The 20,836-nt window shown below is 69.0% G+C and carries 18 protein-coding genes; 7 read left to right on the top strand and 11 right to left on the bottom strand.

Annotated elements, in window-relative coordinates:
• Positions 1–172: 172 nt before the first annotated feature.
• On the bottom strand, positions 173–1,096 hold the full coding sequence (locus BM150_RS16680; RefSeq protein ID WP_092928202.1) for a LysR family transcriptional regulator: 924 nt from the start codon (positions 1,094–1,096) through the stop codon (positions 173–175).
• Between the two features lie 72 nt (positions 1,097–1,168).
• On the opposite strand from BM150_RS16680, the gene BM150_RS16675 reads away from it, so the two are divergent.
• Positions 1,169–2,650 (top strand): MFS transporter, encoded by a 1,482-nt coding sequence (locus BM150_RS16675; RefSeq protein ID WP_245755547.1) that lies wholly within the window; start codon positions 1,169–1,171, stop codon positions 2,648–2,650.
• Positions 2,651–2,707: 57 nt separating this feature from the next.
• Here BM150_RS16675 and BM150_RS16670 read toward each other — a convergent pair whose 3' ends face one another.
• The 4 genes from BM150_RS16670 to BM150_RS16655 form a co-directional block, all read right to left on the bottom strand.
• Positions 2,708–3,331, bottom strand: a complete 624-nt coding sequence (locus BM150_RS16670) for a bifunctional 4-hydroxy-2-oxoglutarate aldolase/2-dehydro-3-deoxy-phosphogluconate aldolase (RefSeq protein ID WP_092928200.1) — start codon at positions 3,329–3,331, stop codon at positions 2,708–2,710.
• Positions 3,332–3,784: 453 nt separating this feature from the next.
• Positions 3,785–4,735 carry a sugar kinase gene (locus BM150_RS16665; protein WP_092928199.1) on the bottom strand — a complete coding sequence of 317 codons (951 nt, stop codon included), beginning with the start codon at positions 4,733–4,735 and terminating at the stop codon, positions 3,785–3,787.
• Positions 4,732–5,625 (bottom strand): SMP-30/gluconolactonase/LRE family protein, encoded by an 894-nt coding sequence (locus BM150_RS16660; protein WP_092928198.1) that lies wholly within the window; start codon positions 5,623–5,625, stop codon positions 4,732–4,734. Before BM150_RS16660 ends, BM150_RS16665 begins: the two co-directional genes overlap by 4 nt.
• A 76-nt stretch (positions 5,626–5,701) precedes the next feature.
• Positions 5,702–6,460 carry a FadR/GntR family transcriptional regulator gene (locus tag BM150_RS16655; RefSeq protein ID WP_092928197.1) on the bottom strand — a complete coding sequence of 253 codons (759 nt, stop codon included), beginning with the start codon at positions 6,458–6,460 and terminating at the stop codon, positions 5,702–5,704.
• A gap of 310 nt (positions 6,461–6,770) precedes the next feature.
• On the opposite strand from BM150_RS16655, the gene dgoD reads away from it, so the two are divergent.
• Positions 6,771–7,916 (top strand): galactonate dehydratase, encoded by a 1,146-nt coding sequence (gene dgoD, locus BM150_RS16650; RefSeq protein WP_092928264.1) that lies wholly within the window; start codon positions 6,771–6,773, stop codon positions 7,914–7,916.
• Positions 7,917–8,568: 652 nt separating this feature from the next.
• Here the strand turns inward: dgoD and BM150_RS16645 are convergent.
• Both BM150_RS16645 and BM150_RS16640 read right to left on the bottom strand, forming a co-directional pair.
• Positions 8,569–8,799, bottom strand: a complete 231-nt coding sequence (locus tag BM150_RS16645; protein ID WP_342752589.1) for a DUF397 domain-containing protein — start codon at positions 8,797–8,799, stop codon at positions 8,569–8,571.
• Positions 8,777–9,622: a helix-turn-helix domain-containing protein gene (locus BM150_RS16640; protein WP_092928196.1), complete on the bottom strand. Its 846-nt coding sequence runs from the start codon at positions 9,620–9,622 to the stop codon at positions 8,777–8,779. The genes BM150_RS16645 and BM150_RS16640 overlap by 23 nt, the downstream gene beginning before the upstream one ends.
• A gap of 852 nt (positions 9,623–10,474) precedes the next feature.
• Here BM150_RS16640 and BM150_RS24205 point away from each other — a divergent pair.
• Both BM150_RS24205 and BM150_RS23815 read left to right on the top strand, forming a co-directional pair.
• Positions 10,475–10,996 (top strand): hypothetical protein, encoded by a 522-nt coding sequence (locus BM150_RS24205; protein ID WP_175496874.1) that lies wholly within the window; start codon positions 10,475–10,477, stop codon positions 10,994–10,996.
• Positions 10,993–11,526 (top strand): hypothetical protein, encoded by a 534-nt coding sequence (locus BM150_RS23815; protein ID WP_139219565.1) that lies wholly within the window; start codon positions 10,993–10,995, stop codon positions 11,524–11,526. Before BM150_RS24205 ends, BM150_RS23815 begins: the two co-directional genes overlap by 4 nt.
• A 302-nt stretch (positions 11,527–11,828) precedes the next feature.
• Here BM150_RS23815 and BM150_RS16625 read toward each other — a convergent pair whose 3' ends face one another.
• Positions 11,829–13,868, bottom strand: a complete 2,040-nt coding sequence (locus tag BM150_RS16625) for a neutral/alkaline ceramidase (RefSeq protein WP_092928194.1) — start codon at positions 13,866–13,868, stop codon at positions 11,829–11,831.
• Between the two features lie 210 nt (positions 13,869–14,078).
• On the opposite strand from BM150_RS16625, the gene lat reads away from it, so the two are divergent.
• The gene (gene lat / locus BM150_RS16620; RefSeq protein ID WP_092928193.1) at positions 14,079–15,443 is read left to right on the top strand and encodes an L-lysine 6-transaminase; all 1,365 of its coding nucleotides are present in this window, start codon (positions 14,079–14,081) and stop codon (positions 15,441–15,443) included.
• A 37-nt stretch (positions 15,444–15,480) separates the two neighbouring features.
• Here lat and BM150_RS16615 read toward each other — a convergent pair whose 3' ends face one another.
• A complete protein-coding gene (locus BM150_RS16615) occupies positions 15,481–16,083 on the bottom strand; it encodes a response regulator transcription factor (RefSeq protein ID WP_092928192.1) in 603 nt (200 codons plus the stop codon).
• A 97-nt stretch (positions 16,084–16,180) separates the two neighbouring features.
• Positions 16,181–17,368: a sensor histidine kinase gene (locus BM150_RS24535; protein ID WP_217641696.1), complete on the bottom strand. Its 1,188-nt coding sequence runs from the start codon at positions 17,366–17,368 to the stop codon at positions 16,181–16,183.
• A 168-nt stretch (positions 17,369–17,536) separates the two neighbouring features.
• On the opposite strand from BM150_RS24535, the gene BM150_RS16605 reads away from it, so the two are divergent.
• Positions 17,537–18,475 (top strand): ATP-binding cassette domain-containing protein, encoded by a 939-nt coding sequence (locus BM150_RS16605; protein ID WP_092928261.1) that lies wholly within the window; start codon positions 17,537–17,539, stop codon positions 18,473–18,475.
• Positions 18,472–19,212, top strand: a complete 741-nt coding sequence (locus tag BM150_RS16600) for an ABC transporter permease (protein WP_092928191.1) — start codon at positions 18,472–18,474, stop codon at positions 19,210–19,212. Before BM150_RS16605 ends, BM150_RS16600 begins: the two co-directional genes overlap by 4 nt.
• 42 nt (positions 19,213–19,254) lie before the next feature.
• Here the strand turns inward: BM150_RS16600 and BM150_RS16595 are convergent, their stop codons facing one another.
• On the bottom strand, positions 19,255–20,832 hold the full coding sequence (locus tag BM150_RS16595) for a dolichyl-phosphate-mannose--protein mannosyltransferase (protein WP_245755546.1): 1,578 nt from the start codon (positions 20,830–20,832) through the stop codon (positions 19,255–19,257).
• Between the last annotated feature and the right edge of the window lie 4 nt (positions 20,833–20,836).

The following is a 20,836-nucleotide window of genomic DNA, read 5'->3' as shown; positions in this document are numbered from 1 at the left end:
CGTCGGGTTCCCGAAGTCGTCGGCCCGCCGGGGCGGGCAACCGACCGGTCCGGGCGTCACTTCGTCCGGCCCGATCGACGAAGTAACTGTTACCACGAGTAACAGGAGGTTGTCGAACACCGAGCGGAACCCGTGAATCCGCCACGAGTCGTCGACTCACATCCCGCGCTCGTTACCCATGGGCAGGCGGGGGAAGGAGCGTGCCGGCGGTTCGGGTGATCGTGTCCAGCGCGGTGGCGATCGCCGGGCGGTCCCGGCTGCCGAGCCTGTTGGCCGCGAGGATGCGCCTCGCCGGTGCCGGCTCACCGCGCAGCGGGATGCGGGTGACGGGCCAGTCCTGGTGCAACCTGGCGAGCCTGGGAACGAGGATGATGCCGAAGTCGTTGGCCACCAGAGCTGTTCCGGTCTCCCACTCGTCGGCGTAGTGCGCGATGTCCGGGGTGAACCCGGCCGCCATGCACGCGGTGCGCACCAGGTGGTGATAGGTGCTGCCCGGTCGTCCCAGTATCCACGACTCGTCGGCGGCGTCCGCGAGCGTGACCGTCCGGCGCTCGGTCAGGTGGTGGTGCTCGGGTACGACCAGGTCGAGCGGATCGTCGAGCAGTGGATGCTGGTCGAAGCGGGTGTCCGAAGCGGGCGGCGTTTCGTCGGTGGCGATCAGCAGTGCCAGATCGGCATCGCCCGCCAACAGCAGATCGAAGCAGCGGGCCGGTTCGGCCTCGATGACCCGGACCCGCAGGTGCGGGTAGTGGTCCCGCAGCGCGGCGGCTGCCGGGGGAAGCAGGTGAGTCGCCGCGGTGGAGAAGCCGCACACGGTGAACGAGCCCTCGGTTTCGTCGGTGGCGGCGGCCAGTTCCGCCCGGGCGCGCTCGGCCTGTGCGGACAGCACCTCGGCGTGGCGCAGCACGGTCGTGGCGGCGGCGGTCAATCGGACGCCGCGTCCCGATTGGGCGATCAGCTCCACTCCGAGCTCGGCGGCCAGCTGGCGCAACTGATGTGACACGGCCGAGGGCGTGTAGTGCAACGCCTGGGCGGCGGCGGTAACCGTGCCGTGGTGGGCCACCAGCTGCAGCACCCGCAACTTCGGATCGATCATGTAATCATTTTGCACGGTCACATACGAAAACGTTTGCTTCTCTGCAGCAGTTGTCGTGGACAGACTGGTCTCGTGCTGTTCCGGAGATTTTTCGACGAAGACGGTTCCGGTCCCCGACTCACCACGGGCGGGATTGCCACCGGTCGCGCCCACGAGGTACGTACGGCGGTCTACTTGCTGGTCGTGCTCACCGCGGGGGCCTATCTGCCCAGCCCGTTGTACCCCGACTACCAGCAGGCCTTCGGATTCGGCGATCTCACGATGACGTCGGTCTACGCCACCTTCGCACTCGTCAGCGCGCCCGCCCTGCTGCTGTTCGGCCCGGCTTCGGACGCGCTGGGTCCCAGAACGGTACTGCGCGCGAGCGTGCTGGCCGACGCGCTCGGTTCGTGCTGCTTCGCGCTCGCCTCCGGTCCGGCCTGGTTGCTGGTGGGGCGCGCCGCGCAGGGAACAGCGCTGGGAGCCGTGACCGGGGCGACCAGCGCGCTGCTCGTCGAACGGGCCGCGAACAGGGACAGGTTACGTGCGTCCACAGTGGCCAGCATGGGATTCGTGGCGGGGACCGCAGTCGGGCCGCTCGTCGCGGGGGTGCTGGCCCAGTACGCGCCCGCGCCCCGCCTCTCGCCCTATCTGGTGCACCTGGCGCTGCTGGCGGTCGGGTGGTGCCTGGTCTCGGGGCTGCCCGCGGCCACTTCCCGAGTCGGTCGCTGGCGCCCGACACGCCCGCGGATACCGGCGGGGATACGAGCCTCGTTCACCACGGCCGCCGCTTCCGGCTTCCTCGCCTGGACCGGCGCGGGCCTCTTCCTGGCGGTCGTGCCGGTCGTGCTCGGTCGCCGGGCGGGAATCGAGAATCCGGCGATCACGGGCGCGCTGCTCTGCGCCGTGCTCACCTGCTCGGTGCTGATCCAACCGCTGGTGACCCGGTTCGGACCCCGCCTGGCGCAGCTGCTCGGGCTCGGCGCGTTGCTGAGCGGGCTCGTGCTGCTGGCGCTGACCGGCGGTGGTTCGCTTTCGGTGACCGCGATCGCGGCGGTGGCCACCGGAATCGGGCACGGCCTCACCTACAGCGGCGCCGGTGCCACCATCGACGCGGTAGCTCCCGAACGACAACGCGCCGGGGTGACCTCCGCGCTCTACATCGCCTTCTACGCCGGTGCCGGGCTGCCCGCTGTGGCGGTCGGACTGCTGACCCGCTGGCACGACATGGCCACAGCCGTGTCCTGGCTGGGTGCCGTCGCCGCTTCGCTCGTGCCGCTCGTCGTGGGGGCGCTGCTGCTGGCCGACCGCAACCGGCGGGTGTCGCGTACCGAGTTCCAGGCACGAACCATCGCCACGTACCAGTCGTTCCGCGAGCCCCGTCGGTTCGGCCGACTCGCTCGACGCGACGCGCCCGCACACCAGGACCGGCTCGAACCGGCCGGGGCCGAGCTCACTCGGCCGGGAGCCGGGCTCGGCAACGCTGCGTCCGAGCCGAACAGGGTGGGATCCGAGTCCAGCGGGGCGGAGTTGGAATCCAGCGGTGCGGGGTCCGAGCTCAGCCGATCGGGATGAGCCGTCTCGCCACCGGTCCCGCGTCGCGTCTCCCGGCCGTACCGGGTGCGAGCGTGATCAGCCGCGGGCCTGCCGAATCCGTCCCAGCAGTCCCGAGATACGTTCGGTGGCCTCCGCCTGGTCGCCTTCGGACAGCGCCGACCCCATCCCGACCGCGACCGCCCCGTTCGCTATCCAGTCGGGGGCCCGGTCCACCGAGACTCCGCCGGTGGGAACCAGCGGGGCCTGCGGCAGCGCCGCGAGCACGTCCCGCATGCTCTCCGGCGTCCACCTGCTGGCGGGGAACAGCTTGATCGCGTCGGCACCCGCTTCCAGGGCCCGCACCAGCTCGCTCGGCGTGTCGACACCGGGCAGCACCGCCGCGCCGTAGCGGTGGCCGGTGGAGATCACCTCGTCGTGCAGCGACGGCGATACCAGGAACCGAGCCCCGGCGTCGACGGCGAGCCGGGCGGAGGTGGCGTCCAGCACTGTTCCCGCCCCCAGCAGCGCGTTCGGGTACTCATCGCGGAGCTCCCGCAGCACCGTCGTGGCGCCCGACGTGGTCAGCGAGACCTCCAGCACCTCCAGGCCCGCGTTCAGGCAGGCCGTGGCGCGCCGCCTTGCCGATCGTGCGTCGGCGGCCCGGACGATACCCACCACCCCGTGCTCGGCGATGGTGCTTGATACCTGCCAGCGGTACATTCCTCTCCTCCGTACAGAACTCGAAACGGTATTCGTGTGCGTGCTCGGTTAGCCGTCACGTGAGTCGGCGCCTTGGGAGTGTTGGGCCGGCTCTTGAGTAGCGACCTACGCGGCGAGCGGCCCGGCCTCGCAATGCATCCGACTCACGCACCGGGGACACCCGCGCTGCGACACTCACGGTCGCTTCCCGGCGGTTGCTCCCACGGCGGTTGCTCCCACGGCGGCGATTTCGCGAGAAATCGACGCCGCACGGAAGAACCCGCGGCGGTGCGAGCTGCGCGGGTGGTTGGGGGTTCGGCACTGGAAGTGGCGAAGGCCCGGCATCGAAGCGGCCCGGCGATTTCGTGGGAAATCGACGCCCGCCTCCGCCGTGCCGCCCCAGCGGCACGTCAATTTCGCGAGAAATCGACGCCACCGGGGCCGTGCCGACTCCGCAACGGGTGGTCGAACGGTTCAGCGTGCGGTGACCTGCTCGTCCCCCACGGCCAGATCCCGCAGCCGCGCGTCGGGGAGGCCGTCCATGTCCCCGGGGATCTGCACCACGCTGCTCGCCACGGTGGCGGCCTCGGACAACGCCTCGGGCACCGGAATCCCCCGCAGTTGTGCGGAGAGGAACCCGGCGTTGAACGCGTCACCCGCCCCCACCGGATCCACAGCGGGCACCTCGGCCGCCCGCTGGAACCACTCCCGCTCACCGTCGGTGGCCCAGACGCCGCGCGAGCCCAGTTTGAGTACCACCAGCCGAGCACCCCGTTCGAGCAACCACCCGGCGGCGGCACGCTCGCCGACGCCCCCGCTGATCTCCTCGGCCTCGTCCAGACCGGTCAGTACCAGGTCGGCTCGCTCGGTGAGTGGGCGCAGCAGCTCGACCCATCGCTCGATCCCGGCGAGTTTGCGCCGGATGTTGGGATCCAGACTCACCGGAACCCCGGCATCCCGCGCCGCCCGCACCGCCCGTTCGGTGGCCGTTCTCGCGTCCTCGGACAGCGCGGCGGTGATGCCGGTCAGGTGCAGCAACCCGGCCCCACCGATCCACTCCTCGTCCACGTCCCCCTCGTGCAGGGCGCTGCCGGCCGAGCCACTCCGGTAGTAGCAGACCTCGATGGGGCGGTGCGCGTGCGCGTCGCGCACCAGCAGCCCGGTGGGCAGCGACTCGTCCACCACCGCCCGGGAGACGTCGACTCCTTCGCCGCGCAGGGTACGCAGCGCGGAACGGCCGAACGGATCGTCGCCCACCCGCCCGAACCACCCCACGCGGTGACCGAGACGGGCCAGCCCCACGGCCGTGTTCGACTCCGCTCCGGCGATCGAACGCCGGAACCCCGCCGCGTGTTCCAGCGGTTGTCCCTGCTCCGCCAGCAGCAGCCCCATCGTCTCGCCGAAGGTGATCACCTCGGGACTCAAGCGTCCTCCTCGGTCCGGAACGGGTGCACGCGGTTGCCCCGGACATCGGGATCGAAGCGGAACAACGCGCCCGCGTGGGGGTCCTCCCGGTTCTCGATGCCCTGCCGGGAGGTGGTGATGTAGAGGGTGTCCAGGTCGGCTCCGCCGAACGCGCAGGCGGTCACCTGGGGTGTGGGTAGCTCCACCCTGGTGAGTAGCTCGCCCTCCGGGCTGTAGCGGTGCACCGCCCCGCCCTGCCAGAGCGCGACCCACAGGCAGCCCGCGGCGTCCAGCGTCAACCCGTCCGGAGCGCCGAGCTCGTTCGGAATCCGCACCACGGGACGCCTGTCGTGCAGCTCGCCGGTGCCCGGCGTGACGTCGAACCGGTCGATGCGCCGGGTGGGGGTGTCCACGTAGTACGCCGCCCCACCGTCGGGGGTCCACACCAGACCGTTGGAGATGGTCACCCCGTCCAGCACCCGTTCGGTGCTCAGGTCGCCGTGCAGCCGCCACAACGCCCCACGACCGGGGGATTCGTCGTAGGCCATCGATCCCGCGTAGAACCTGCCGAGGGCATCGCACCCGCCGTCGTTCATGCGCACCGAGGGGTCGCTCCACAACTCGGGCAGTGACTCCGGTGTCTCGTTGCCCGGCCGCAGCAGGGCGAAGCCCCGTTCCAGCGCCAGCACCAGACCACCGCCCACCACCGGCCGTGCCACGGCGGCCACGGTTCCGACCTTGGTGCGGCCGACGGTGCCGCCCGGGACCATGCTCAGCAGGTCCCCGGCGAGCATGTCCACCCAGTGCAGCTGTCCGGTGGCCTCGTCCCAGACCGGTCCCTCGCCGTGCTCGGCGCGGTTCTCGGTCAACTGTTCGGCCCGGTGTACGGCAACGTTCGAATCGCTGTGCAAGCCGAAGAATCCTTTCGTGCCGGGTTCTGCCGATCCGGACGGTGCCGCCCGGTTCGGACACTGCCGCTGCTTTCGCTCAGCAGTCCGAATCCTGTCGCTCGCCCGGGGGGTCTTCTTCCGGTTTCCCCGGGGGTGTGTTGAACACGGCGCGCAGATCCCGCTCGGTGGTTCGCAGGTGCCTGCGCATCGCCTCGGCCGCTCCGCCGGGATCGCGTCGTCGGACCCGGTCGAGTACCTCGCGGTGCTGTTCGGCCGCGTCGGCGTGCGAACCGCCCAGCTTCCGGTGTCCCCGGTAACTGGCGATCATGCTGTCGTGCAGGCTGCCCGCCAGCGCCTCGATGAGCAGTGCCAGCATCCGGTTGCCGGAGGCTCGCGCCAGCAGTTCGTGGAACCGCAGGTCGGCCTCGTGGTACTCGGTGGCGTCCTCGGCCTGGTCCATCGCCCTGATCGCCAGTTCCATCGCGGAGACGTCGCTCGAACCGGCGTTGTTCGCGGCGAGCGTGCTGGTCTGCGTCTCCAGGCCGTGCCTGACTTCGAGCAGTTCGAAGGCCGAGCCGGGGTTCCAGCGCAGCAGGGTGTTGAAGAAGTCCCCGATCTGGTCCCCGCTGGGTGCGGTGACGCGGGGACGTCTTCCCTTGCGGATCTCCACCATGCCCCGTGCCTGCAGTGACCGGATCGCCTCGCGCACGGTCAGCCTGCTGACACCCAGCCGGGTCGCCAGCTCGGACTCGGAGGGCAGCAGCTCGCCCACCCCGAACCGTTCGAAGATCAGTTCCTCGAGTTCGGTCGCGGCGTCCCGAGTTCCCGGGCGCTCCGGTTCGTCGGTCTCGCTCATCCGTGTCCTCGGTCGCTCGTCGGGCGGCATCCGCCGAGTATCCCCGGCGTTCGGATCGGAAACCTATCAGATACGTTCTCACATCGATAGGCTTCATCCGGTTCGGACGAGTCGGCGAATACGCAGTTCATACTAATCGAGTGGTCCGATGATCGGGGCTTGATTGCTCCGGATGTGGTGTTGACGCGGATTTACCTGTCATACAGAATCTCTCGCTCGGCTCTGCACTCCTCCGGGAGGGCACGCGACCCCCGGCAAGCGCGGACACCGAACCCCACGAGCGAAACCCGACAGGCGAAACGGAGTGAACATGCGAATCACGGGGCTGGAGACTTTCCCGGTACCGCCTCGCTGGCTGTTTCTCAGGATCTCCACCGACGAGGGGATCGTCGGCTGGGGCGAACCGGTGGTGGAAGGGCGTTCCCACACCGTCGCGGCGGCCGTCGACGAGTTGTCCGAGCTGCTGGTGGGGCGCGATCCGCTGGCCATCGAGGATCACTGGCAGGTGATGACCAAGGGCGGTTTCTACCGTGGTGGTCCGGTGCTCTCCAGCGCCGTGGCGGGCATAGACCAGGCGCTCTGGGACATCGCGGGCAAGAGCTACGGCGTACCTGTGCACCGACTGCTCGGTGGGCCGGTGCGCGAGCGGGTCCGGGTGTATCAGTGGATCGGTGGTGACGAGCCCTCGGACGTGGCCGAAGCCGCCGCCGAGCAGGTCGAGGCCGGTTTCACCGCCGTGAAGATGAACGGCAGCGGCAGGCTGCGCCACATCGACACCCCCGCCGAGCTGGACGCGGTGGTCAGCCGGGTCGCCGCGGTGCGCGAGGTGCTCGGCGACGAGCGTGACGTGGCGGTGGACTTCCACGGTCGGTTCTCCACCGCGATGAGTCGCCGGGTGCTGCCCCGGTTGGAGCCGCTCTCCCCGCTGTTCGTCGAGGAGCCGGTGCTACCGGAGAACACCGCCAAGGTCCGCGACCTCGTCACCTCGACTTCCATTCCCATCGCGCTGGGGGAGCGGTTGTTCTCTCGCTGGGACTTCCGCGATGTGCTGACCTCCGGAATCGCCGTGGCGCAGCCCGATCTCTCACATGCGGGCGGGATCTCGGAGGTGCGCCGCATCGCGGCGATGGCCGAGGCGCACGACGTGACGCTGGCGCCGCACTGTCCACTCGGGCCACTGGCGCTGGCGGCCAGCCTGCAGGTCGCCTTCGCGACCCCGAACTTCCTGATTCAGGAGCAGAGCAGGGGAATTCACTACAACGTGGGCTCGGATCTGCTGGACTACCTGGTCGATCCGAGCCCGTTCCGGTTCGACGAGGGGCACGTCGCCGCGCCGCAGGCACCCGGGCTGGGCGTCGAGATCGACGAGGCGAAGGTGCGCGAGGCCGCCGAGCGCGGTCACCGCTGGCGCTCGCCGGTCTGGCGTGATTCGGACGGCGCCTTCGTCGAGTGGTGAGCCGGTGTCACGTCCTGCTCGGGTTGGGCGAGATGTCCGGGATCGCCGTGCCGGAGGCTGATCTCGAGCTGTGTGCGCTGCTCCGTGATCGTGGAGTCGAGTTCCGAGGCGAGGCGATCGACCCGCCCAGCACCAGCCGGAGGGGTGCTGGGCGGGTGGCACCACTACTGCCGGATGCGTACCGAGTACCTGATCGCTGCCGGTGACCACGCGCCGCCCAGCCCGGTCAACACGTGTGGAGAGAACCCCCTCGAACACCATCAGGCTGCGACGACGACCGGTCCACCTCCACGCCCGTGGAGAGCACGAACCGATCATCGACGAGCGCACCTGGGTCGACGGTCCACCTCCACGCCCGTGGAGAGCACGAGGTGGCGCGGCGTTTCTCGGCTTCGGCGGACGGTCCACCTCCACGCCCGTGGAGAGCACCCTCTGCGACCTGCGACGTTATGACCGCCGTTGCACGTTTTCGAGCCACCGCGACATCGCACCTCGGATGTGAGCTCAGTACTTCTCGGCCGGTTCCGGTCAGGAGCCATCATAGCCTCGGCAATCGAACGCCTCGATCTCGGCACATCACGATCAGCCATCGTGGCCGGAGAAGCGAAAAGTCCCGCCCGGCATGTACCGAGCGGGACTTCACGGCAGTGGTTCAGCCGTCGAGGCGGTCGCTTTTGATCGCGTCGAGGAAGGAGCCCCACCGCGAACGTGTGAACGCGAGGGTGGGGCTGTCCTCACCCAGTTTCGTGTCGCGTACTCCAGCGGCGGAAGGCGCGATCCCCACGTCAACGCACGCGCCGGTGCCATTGCTGCGGGTGGATTTACGCCACCGCGCCTCGGTGAGGTCGGGGGTCATGCCGTCACCCTCCAGCGCCAAGGTCATTCATGGTCTGTCGCAGCACGGATTGGGACTCGTGCAAGCCGAGCGCGTCCATCCGTAGCCGCTCGTAGACCAGGTTATACGTATCGAGGTGGTGCGGTCGATCCAGGTAATCCGCGCTTGTGATGTCTTCGACATAGATCGTGTGCTTGCGATTGTTGTGCAGCCGCAGGATGGTGAACGAGGTTCCGAGCGAGGCGTGGCTACCGGTACTGAACGGCAACACCTGCAGTGTGACGTGCTGGAACTCGGCGAGTTCGAGGAGCAGGTCCAGTTGCTCGTGCATGACCTCGGCTCCACCGATCCGACGTCGCAGCGCTGCTTCGCCGAGTATCACCGACAAGCGTGGCGGATCCGTGCTGTACAACTTCTCGCGACGTTGGACACGTCGTTTGACGAGCTGGTCGATATCGGGAGCCTTTGCCAGCACTGATGCTTTGGCTACCTCACGCGCGTAGTCCTCGGTCTGCAGCAGGCCGGGAATCAGCTCCTCGGCGAAGAGGAGGATCTCGGCAGCCCCGGCTTCCATCCCGACATAACTGCGAGCCCAGTCGGATACCTTGCCGTAGCTGCCTCGTCTGCGAGCTTCCTTACCGAGCTGACGTACCCGCTCAGCTGTGGTCTCGTCTACCTCGAAGTACCCGAGAAGCACCTCGATTTCAGCCGCGCTGAGCGTGGCCGCTCCGGTTTCCACCTTGCCGACTTTGGTGGGGTACCAACCGAGACGCTCAGCTACCTCTTCTCGTTCCTTGCCTGCTTGTGTGCGGAGCTGTTCCAACTCCATGCCGAGTTGGATGCGATGCATCGTCGGTTCCGAAGTGCCCATGCGTCTGCCTCCCGGTGGGCATCACAGCAGGATCGCCCCGGCTGAGGAGCAGCTACTGTCGCCCGTTCGCGGTAAATATAAGTCGTAATCCTACTTGTATTTCTTGTTAGCTTGTCTTCTTGAGTGTATACACTGTACTGTATCGAGTACAAAGCGACGTTGGTTGACTACCTAATGCGACAAGCTGGGTGGGGAGAGTCGGCCATCGTCCGTTTCGGATCGATTGAAGAAAGGGTTGGTTCGCAGCCTGTGGAACCTCGTGCCCTTGCCGGATCAGGCCACTTAGGTCAGCGATGCGGTATGGCGTGTATGTGGCTCAGATGCGTGTCGGTGCTACTGGAGCGAATTCGTGTAGCGCCAGGTGGCTCGAAAGCTGAGTCATCGATGTTTTGACCACTCGTCCGGTGGCGACCACCGGACGAGTAGCCCTTCCCGCGTCGTGTGCTTGGCGGCCTCGGACGCGGGGTTGGCTCCGTCATCCAGTCACTACTGATGTGGAGCGTTGTTGATGCTATCGCTTGTGATGGGACGCGTGTCTACGCGTCTGGAACCTTTGCACCTCGGCTGCCTGGTGGGGGTGGTGTGAGGTGGGTTCGTTGTTTCCGCGCAGTCTGGTGTGTGTGGTGTTGGCCGCGACGGAGGCCGATCACCGGTCTGGCCGGACACCACGGCTGCATGCGATCGAGCATCACCCCGGTGAGTACACGGCGTCGTGGGTGTTGTCGCTGTGTCAGGTTTATCTGGGGTTGGGGGAGGTCACGTCGCTGGGCGAGCCGGAGGCTGATCCGGAGCTGTGTGCGCAGTGTTGTTCCATGATCGCGTGGTCGGGTCGGCGGGGGCAGGTGGTGCGCCATGCCGTCGCTCGGTGAACTGTCCGTGCCGCCGCCCCGGTTCGTGACCGGCACCGGTTCGGGCGAGATTCATGCCACCGCCCCGTATAAGCGTGCCGAGTCCGCCCGTGTAGGTCAGGGGAAGGTGGCGTGTTTCTGTGGCGAGGCGGTCGAACTCGCCCCGCACCCGCCGGAGCGGATTCTGGGCGGGTGGCATCACTACTGCCGGGTGTGTTTGCAGTATGTGATCGGCGGCAGCGAGGCCCACTCGCCGAGCCCGGTCCATTCCTACGAGCCCTGGCTTCGTGACCTGGCCCAGCTCGACGTTTCGGCCACTGTGGACGGTGTGTCGGAGTGGTCGGTCGTCCCGTGTCGCCAGCAGCGTCACGGCCGAACGGTGCTGCGGATCAAACCCACTGCCGCCGGGATCGCGATCCTCGCGCCTGCCCCGGCTGCGGCTTCACTGTTCACGCTCGCCGAGGCGCGGCAGCTGCGGGATGCGTTGGAGGAGGCCATCGGTGCCAGAGCGGGGTGGTCCTGGTGACGCTGACTCTGCTGCTGCTCGCGCTGCGCCACCTGGTCAGGAGGGGACGTGTCCGAGTTCGAGATCGCGGTGCTGCTGCTGGCGCTGCTGACCCTGGTGTTGGCGCGGCTGGCCTGGGGACCGAACCGATAACCGACCCTCCCGGTCACGCCTGGTTCGCCAGCGTCTTCGAGTCGAAGTGGCACGCCTGCCCCAGCAACACACCAGCGGGAAACCACGGGCTGCGGGCGTTGTGCGGGCACCTGTCCCGACGCGGCCCCTACCGCGCTCGGGCCAGCAGCAGCCCGCCCGACGAGGACGACCGGTCGGTCTGCGACGCCTGCCTGCACGCCATCGGGCACCTGCCGCCCCGACCACCACGGCTGTCCCGGCTTCCTCCGGTGTGGATCGCCCACGGCGAGACCGAGCAGGGCTGGCCCACCACCGAGCAGGACTGGCCGACGACCGACCCCGACGAGCCTGCCGAGGACACCACCGCTAGTCCTTGTCCAGTGAGGACTTTCAACGACGGTCTCCGCCAAGCGGCCTGACCCCTGACCCGGGCGTGTGCCGTGACACCCCGACACCTCCGGCACACGCCCGCCCTGGCCCCGCACACCGCCGTGCGGGGCCACCCACACCGTCAATTTCGCGAGAAATCACCGCCCCCACTGCGGCAATTTCCCACGAAATCGCGGCCGCAGCGCCGTCAATTTCTCGCGAAATCGCCGCGACCGAAGCAGGGCACACCCCCAGACCGGTGCCGCGCCGGAACCTTCCCTTCCCCATCCGGCACGGCACCACCCCGGCCGGGGAACAGGGACCGCTCCCACCCCACCCCCGGCCGGGGATCTCACCCCACCCGGAACGTCCGCGACGTTCCGGAGAAGGGGGTGATCTCCCCGCCCACCGCCTTGGCGGCGCCGTGGTGCACCACGCGGTATTCGCCCTCGGCGGCGTCCGGTGGGATCGTCCAGCTGACGGTCGCGGTGGAGGCCGCCACCCCGCGACGTGCCCAGCGGAACCGGGTCGACCAGTCACCGTCGTCGGCCACCGTCACCCAGCCGTCGGCCGAGCGGCGCTGCACCAGCAGGTAGCTGCCGTCGCGGTGCAGGTCGTTGTTGGGGTGTGCCGAGGCGAACACCACCCGCACCGTCCCTCCGCGCCGGTAGTGCTCCTGGGGCTGTTCCAGCACGTCGCCGAACTCCCGGCCCACGGGTGGGGAGTCGAACACTACGCCCGGCTGCAACCGCACCCCACCCCCTTCGGGATTGCCCGCTGGGGACGGCCCCGGTTCGCTGTCCCGACCGGCGGCCATATCGGCCGCGATCCTGGCGAACTCCTGCTGGTAAGCGGGCAGCGACCACCTCCCGAACATGGTGTGACCGCCCTCGTAGGCCTGCTGGTCGTACTCCTCCGGAGTGGTCAGGTACCCGGCGTAGTCGTTGGCGTAGCCCGCCACCACGACGTCGGTGGGATACACACCGAGTTCGGCGGCCACTGTGCGGCGCAGCCGCAGACCGCCGACGATGCTGACCTCCTGCGGAATCCCGACCAGGTACAGCGTGCCGATCCGCACCAGCTGGATCGGCAGTATTCGCGGTACCCAGCCCATCGACCCCACCGGCAACAGGATCTCTTTCGGTGCCTGCCGGTCCCGCAGTCGCGGTGACGCCCGGTACAGCGCACGGCTGATCGTGCCGAAGAACGGGTTGTTGCCCGCCCCCTCCTCGAAGAAGGACGGCCCCGGACCGTCCTCGGCACCCGCCGCGAACGAGGCTCCCAGCGCCGCCGCGCAGGTCCGGTGCGAACTTCCGTCACCGGTGAACTCCGGGGCGACACGGGTGTCCGACATGTCGACATAGGACATTCGGTGGTCGATGCCGCCGTCCACGGCGGTGGTCGCCTCCCGCAGCAGCCGGGCCGCCGCGGTGTACTGCCGATCGCCGATGATTCGGGTGTTGGCGAACTCGTCGTCCGTGGGGCCGGTTCCGGGGCGCAGCTCCAGGTTCGGCGACATGTCGGCGGCGTTGGACTGCGCGAACGCGGCGACGAACCCGGGGTCACCCGTGCGGTAGTCCACCCCCGCGATCTCGCGCTCCCACCGGTAGGCGGCGTAGCCCTTGTTGTCGCCGCTGATGAGCGTGTTGTCCGGGCTGAGGCTGGTGGCGTGGGTGGCGAACCAGTTGATCGCGCCCACGGCTCGTCCGCCGCGTTCGAAGCGCAGCAGCACCGTGGCCGGGTCCGTGGCGTCGGGGAAGTGGTTCCGGTCCGCCGCCGGGTTGCGGTCGAACGCCGCGCGGGAGCGGTTGACGCTGGCGTTGGTCAGCTCGCCGCGTGCGATGTGGAGGTTGCCGGGAGCCAGGTCGGCGTCGGCGCGTTCGATCGATTCGGTGATGCCCGCCACCAGCGCTTCGAAGGTGCCGGGCTGGAATCCCAGCGTGGTGACGTTGTAGAGGGTGTGGCAGGAGAAGCCACCCGGTCCGGCGTGGGTGTGGGTGGCCGTCAGCAGCACGTTGTGCTCGCCGTAGCGCGTGCCGTGTGCGCGTGCCAGGCGTTCGAGCACGGCGCGCCGCACGGCCCCGAAGATCATTCCCGCGTCCACGGTCACCACGGCCACCCGCCGTTCGGGGGCGGTTCGTTCGGCGATGACGAAGGCGCGGGCGCGTTGCCGCTGGTGGATTCCGGTGGTGCGCTGTTCCAGCCGGGCGTAGCCCATCATGCCGTTCTCGGCGGGCTGGCCGGTCACGTCGCCGATGCCGCGACCGAGCAGGTAGTGCCCACCTCCGGGCTCGCTCGCCGCGGCGGTGCGTCCCGCGGCGGCGGCCGTCAGTAGTGCGGCCAGGCCGCCCCGCAGTACCGGGCGTCTGCCGAGCGTGGTTCCGCCGTCCATTGCCCACCTCCACACCGGGGATGACGCGCGTCACAGTAGCGCGGCGATCACCGAGAAGTGAATCTTTCTCGCTTAATATCGCCCAAAGGGATGACACCAAGAAAATCTTTCTCTTTGTTCGGAGTTAAAACGGAAAATATTGCTCGTTGTTCGTGATTTGGGGTATGAATTCCTTAAGGCGAGGTAGTCGCGGCCCACAGGAGGCTGAACATGACCGCACAGCGACTCGCACCGGTCGAGCACGACGCCGCTCCGGAGGCGCAGTCCCCGAACGTCGTCGACGAACTCCGCTCGCGGGTGACCGGTGATCTGCTCGACGTGGTCGTCGATCTCGACTCCGGCGAGGGATGCCGCCTCAGCGACCTGCGGGACGGCACCCGGTATCTCGACATGACGATGTACTTCAGCTCCGCACCGCTCGGCCACGGTCACCCCGGTCTGCGTACCCCCGAGTTCGAGGCGGCCCTGGTGCGGGCGGGCAGGGTCAAACCGGCCAACCCGGACTTCGCCACGATGGAGCAGGCCCGGTTCGTCGAGACCCTGCGGCGCGTGTTCGGGGATCCCGAGCTGCCGTGGTTGTTCTTCATCGAGGGCGGCGGTCCGGCCGTGGAGAACGCCCTCAAGGTGGCTTTCGACTGGAAGACCAAGCACAACGCGCGGCGCGGCGTGCCGATGCGCGGCTCGCGCGCGATGCATCTGCGGTGGGCCTTCCACGGTCGGACCGGTTACACGATGTCGCTGACCAACACCGACCCCAGGAAGGTGCGCGACTACCCGGCCTTCGACTGGCCCAGGATCCCGAGTCCCGCCGTGGAACCGGGGCCGCGGTGGGACACGGCCGAACTGCTACCAGCAGAACGGGAGGCACTGGACGCGGCGGAGGCCGCACTGACCCGCTACGGCAACGAGATCGCCTGCTTCGTCTACGAGCCGATCCAGGGGGAGGGCGGCGACCGGCATCTGCGTCCGGCCTTCCTGCGCGAGATGCAGCGGCTGTGCCGGGAGCACCACGTGCTCACCGTCGCGGACGAGGTGCAGAGCGGTGGCGGCATCACCGGCCACCCCTGGGCGCACCAGGCCCTGGGGCTGGAACCCGATCTGGTCGCCTTCGGCAAGCGACTGCAGGTGTGCGGCGTCATGGGCGGTAGGCGGGTGAACGACATCGAGGACAACGCCTTCCGCGAGCCCAGCAGGATCAGCTCCACCTGGGGCGGTTCCCTGGTGGACATGGTGCGAGCCACCAGGATCCTCGAAGTGATCGAGTCGGAGAACCTGCTGAACCACGCGGCGCGGATGGGGGAGTTGTTGCTCTCCGAGCTGCGTGGGCTGGCCGCTGAGTACCCGGATCTGGTCACCGCTCCTCGCGGTCGCGGTCTGATGGCCGCGCTGGACTTCCCGGACGGCACGCTGCGGGACCGGGTGACCGCCCTCGCCAGGCAGCGTCATCACACCGTTTTCCTGCCCTCCGGTCCGCGTTCGCTGCGGTGGCGCCCCGCGTTGTCGGTGCGCCCGGACGAGCTCACCGACGCCGTGGCCGCGCTGCGCGCGACACTGCGGGAGCTGTCCTCGGAGTGAGAATCCACAGTGGAACTCTCGTGCGTGGCGGGGGAGGTCAGATCCAACCTTCCTCCCAGGCACGACGAGCGGCCTCGTGCCTGGTCTCGGCACCCAGTTTGCTCATGGCCGCGGACAGGTAGTTGCGAACCGTCCCCGGAGCCAGGTGCACCCGCTGGGCGATGGTGCTGACCGAGGCCCCGTGCTGGGTGTGCCGCAGCAGCTCGATCTCGCGCTCACCGAGCGGGCAGTCCCCCTCGGTGAGCGCGCTGGCTGCTATCTCGGAGTCGACGTAGCGCCCGCCGTTGTGGACGTCGCGGAGAATGGCCGCGAGCTTGCTCGCCGGTGTCGTCTTCGGCACGAAACCACGCACCCCCGCGCTCAACGCACGCTTGAGCACTCCCGGCCTGGCGTGCCTGGTGACCAGTACCACCGGGGTCGCCGTGTCGCGCGCGATCTCGGCCGTGGCCTCGACACCGTCCAGTTCGGGCATCTCCAGATCCAGCACGGCCACGTCGGGGCGCTCGCGTGAAACGGCCTCGACCGCCTCGGTGCCGCTGCTGGCCTGCGCGAGGACCTCGATGTCGCTTTCCAGGTCGAGCAGTGCCGCCATGGCACCACGGATCAGGTCCTCGTCGTCGGCCAGCACGACACCGATCATGCTCGGGCGTCCTTTCGGAGTTTCCGTTCCGCCTCGGGTACTCGGGTGGTTCGTGCCGGTCGTTCCGATGCCACCGAGCGGGCCGCGGGGGAAGTCCTCAATCCTCCCCGGGCACCGGGGCGTGACCGACCAGCTCGAACCACTCGCCACGACGTTCGGCCGTAACGCTGCCGTGCATCGGGTCGAAGCGATCCCGCAGTCCGGCGATCCCCGAACCGGCGTCGTGCTCCGATCCGTTCCCGGCCCCATCGTTGCACAGGGTCACCGATATGCCGTCGGTGTCGTCGATGCGCAACTCGCACCGCCGGGCACCGCTGTGCCGGAGGATGTTGGTGGTGCCCTCGCGCACCATGGCGGCGAACAGCGACTGCAGCGGCGGCGGTACCGAAGTGCTGCTGCCCTCGACGGTCGTCTCGATGCTCGCCGCCCGCAGGATCCGTACCGCGTTGTTCAACTCGGTGGACAGATCGCTGCGCCGGTAACCGTGCACGACCTCGCGGGTCTCCCGCAGCGCCCGACGGGCCGTTTCGGCGATCTCGGCCGCTTGGGAGCGCGCGGCGTCCGCATCGCTGTCGATCATGCGTTCGGTCAGTTCCCCCTTCAGCGCGATCACCTGCAGGTGATGCCCCTGCACGTCGTGCAGTTCGCCGGCGAACCTCAGCCGCTCCCGCGCCACGGCCAGTTCCGCCTCCGTGCCGCGGGCCCGGTCCAGCTCGCACACCACGTCCCATATCCAGCCCTGCACCAGCAGCATGAACACCGTCATCGCCACCAGGAACGTCGCGTAACCCACCGTCACCGGGACGAACTCCTCGTTCCCCGTCACGACCACGCTCGCGCTCGCCACCCCGGCCGTCAGCACCGCACAGCCACAGCCCATCCACCAGCGGTGTTCGCGCCGTGACCCCGTCACGATCGCCGCCGCGAACAGGGCGGGCAGCAGCGCGAACACCAGGAAGGCGGGGATCTCCCGCGTGGTCACGTAGCCCAGCACGACCAGCGACGCGGCGAAATCCGCTGTGATCCGAACGGGCTCCCGCACGCCCGCGCCCATGCCGCGCATGATCATCCCGCACGCCCGGGCGCCCTCCACCGCGATGACCAGCACCACCGCCAACAGCACCGCCAGCTCGACGTTGTTGTAGAGCCCCGCGACCCGGCCGTGCACCAGATTGACGATCGCGAGCAGACAGTAGATCGGCGCGGTCGGCATCACCATCCACCAGGTGTAGCGGTGCACCCGGCGTACCCGTGCGGCGCTGTTCTCGGAAGCACTGGAGTCCACCGGGGCAGCATCCCCGATCCGGGCCGAGCCACACACACCGCAGGGGCGATTCGAGCGCGGTTGTCACGTGCCCCGATGACGGATGTCATCACCTCGACCGCCCCGGTCACCGACATCGGTGATCGCTGTTCCTACCGCACCGTCCCCGTGGGCAGCAGGCTCGGGGACATGTTCGAAGAAGTCGTCAACGTCGACGGGGTGCGCTGCTCCTACGGTTCCTTCGAGGCCGTGCGCGGCGTGCGATTCGACATTCGTGCCGGTGAGCTGTTCGCGTTGCTCGGCACCAACGGTGCGGGCAAGACAACACTGCTGGAAACCGTCGAAGGGCTCCGCCCGGCCACCGAGGGAAGCGTACGGGTGTTCGGCAAGGATCCGTGGCGGCAGCGGGCCGAGGTGCGCCCCCGCACCGGGATCATGCTGCAGCAGAGCGGATTCGCCGGGGAACTCACCGTGCTGGAGACGGCCCGGTTGTGGCGTGCCATGCTCCCGAACGCGAAGGACCCGCGCGCCGCTCTGGAAACCGTCGGGCTGCGGCACCGCGAGCGGGTTCGCGTCAAGCGGCTCTCCGGTGGTGAGCGCCGTCGGCTGGATCTGGCGCTGGCCACGCTGGCCCGCCCCGAGCTGCTGTTCCTCGACGAACCCACCAGCGGGCTCGATCCGGAGTCGCGAAGGGCCAGCTGGGAACTGGTGGCCGGTTTGCTGGCCGAAGGAACCACCGTGCTGCTGACCACGCACTACCTGGAGGAGGCCGAGCGGCTGGCCCACCGGCTGGCGATCATGCACCGCGGCGGGATCGCACTGTCGGGAACGCTGTCCGAGGTGCTGTCCGCCGAGAGCGCCCGCATCCGGTTCTCCGTCTCCGCGAGAGCTCCCGGACTCCCGGAACTGGCGGGAGAGGTGGAGCGGGACGGCACGGGCCGGGTGGACATCCGCACCGAGTCGTTGCAGCCCGATCTGCACCGGGTGCTCGACTGGTCGCGGGAGCACGGGATCCACCTCAGCGGCCTGCGCGCCCGGCAGGCCTCCCTGGAGGACGTCTTCCACGCGGTACGCGAGAGCGACGGCCGTCCCGGTCGGGCAACACAGCAGGAGGTGAAGTTCCGATGAGTACACCACTGCGGACACCACGTACCGCGATACCGGCGCTGCTGCGTGCCGAACTCAACCTGTTGCTGCGCAACCGTACTGTCGCGGTGACCGCCACGCTGCTTCCCGTGCTGCTGGGACTGCTGCTGACCAGGACATCCGGGCCCTCGACGGCGGTGCCCGCGCTGGCGACGCAGATCCTGACGATCCTCGGATTCACCGTCTACCTGACCGTGACCACCACCCTCACCAGCAGGCGCCAGGAGCACTACCTCAAGCGGCTCTGCTGCGCCGCGCCCTCCCCGGTGACAGTGCTCAACTCGCTGGTGCTCGTGCCCGCGCTGCTCGCCGTGGCGCAGCTCGCGGTAGTGCTCGCGATCGGGCTGCGGCTGCTCGCTCCGCTGCGGGTGGATCCGCTGTTCCTGCTGCTGGCGGTGCTGGCGGGCACGGTCTGCTGCGCCGTGGTGGGGGTGGCCACCACCGGTTTCACCTCCAGCGCCGAGCACGTCCAGATCACCACGTTGCCGTTCCTGCTGTTGCTGCTCGGTGGTGGGGCGGGTTCGGCCGTGGCGGGGCAGGCCGCTGAGCCGTTGCGGTTCACCCCCGGCGGGGCGGTCACCGACCTGGTGCGGCGTGCCGTGGCCCCGGGCGAGGGCGTGTTCACCGCGACGCTTACGGCTCTGGCGGTGCTGGCCGCGTGGACGCTGCTGGCCCTGCTGGTGGCGCGGCGCACCTTCCGCTGGGAGCCGCGCAGCTGATCGGAGTTCTCCGGGATTCCGGGGCGCTCGCGGCCGGGCCGTTCACCGCCACGAGGGGAGCCAGAGCTCGGCCGCCCAGCGCGCCTCGGTGATCGGGAAACCGTTCAGGATCGGCCACAGCCACACGAAGTTGGCCACCACCAGTCCGACGTAGAGCGCGACCACCAGCAGACCTGTCTTGCGGCGTTCGGCGCTCGCGTTCGAACGCCCCAGGATCTCGCCGAGCACCAGCACGATCCCCAGCACCAGGAAGGGCGCCAGCGGGGTGGCGTAGAAGTAGTACATCTGCCTGTCGAGGTTGACGAACCAGGGCAGGTAGCCGGCGCAGTAGCAGACCAGCACCGCGGCGTAGCGCCAGTCCAGCCGTCCGACGGCACGCCACACCGCCCAACCCGCGACCGGCAGCGCCACCCACCACAGTGCCGGGGTACCCAGCAGCATCGTGGCCTGCACGCAGTCGTCCTGGCCGCAGCCGGGCATGCCGGACTCGTAGTAGTAGAGCATCGGCCGCATGCCCATCGGCCAGGCCCACGGCTTCGACTCCCAAGGGTGCGGATCGTCGCCGGTGACCAGATGAGTGTGGAACTCCAGCACGTTGAAGTGGTAGTACAGCAGCGATCGGGCCATGTCGGGCAGGAAACCGAATCCCACGTCGTCCGCGACGGCCGCCGCGTGCCGGTCGGTGGCCGTCTCGCTCGCGTACCAGGCGGCCCAGGTGGCGAAGTAGACCACCAACGGCAGTACGAACAGCGAGGCGAACGTGGGCAGGGCGTCCCGCAGCAACGCGCCACGCCACGGGCGGGCCACTCCCGCGCTCCGCCGGGCCAGCGCGTCCCAGACGAGGCTGAGCAGGCTCAGGGCCAGCACGAAGTAGATGCCGCTCCACTTCACCCCGCACGCCAGTCCCAGCAGGATGCCCGCGCCGAACCGCCACCAGCGGAACCCCAACCTGGGCCCCAGCTCCGAGTCCCCGATCCGCTGTTCGGTGACGACCAGTGCCAGGCGGGCGCGCATTCGGTCGCGATCCACCAGCAGGCAGGCGAACGCGGCGAGCACCAGCACGGCGTGGAAGATGTCCAGCATGCCCACGCGCGCCTGCACGTGGCTGAGCCCGTCGCAGATCAGCAGGATTCCCGCCAACGCGCCCAGCAGGGTGGAGCGCGTCATGCGGCGTGTGACGCGCACCAGCAGCAGCACCATCAGCGTGCCCGCGACCGCGGCGCTGAACCGCCAGCCCAGCGGGGTGTAGCCGAACAGCCACTCACCGACCGCTATCAGGTGTTTGCCCACCGGCGGGTGGGCCACCAGCTCGTAACCGGGATTGTCCTCGAAGCCACCGTTGCGCAGCATCTGCCACGCCTGCGGGACGTAGTGCTTCTCGTCGAAGACGGGGGTGCCGTCGTCGGTCGCCTGTCCCAGTCGCCAGAAGCGGACCACACCCGCCAGCAGCGTGACCACCAGGGTCACGATCCATCCGCGCAGGCGATCCGTCGGTTCCCTCGGCGACAACAGCTTCGCCCGGTCGTGTTCGCCGGGATACCGGACCGGCGGGGTTTCGCCGTCGCGAACGGCTTCGTCGCGGGCGCTGCTGCCACCGGAGCTCGGCACGAGGACGTTCACACGC

This window comes from Actinopolyspora alba (assembly GCF_900112765.1).
In the GTDB taxonomy this organism is placed as follows: Bacteria; Actinomycetota; Actinomycetes; order Mycobacteriales; family Pseudonocardiaceae; genus Actinopolyspora; species Actinopolyspora alba.
This window is presented reverse-complemented; position numbering and strand designations above follow the sequence as displayed.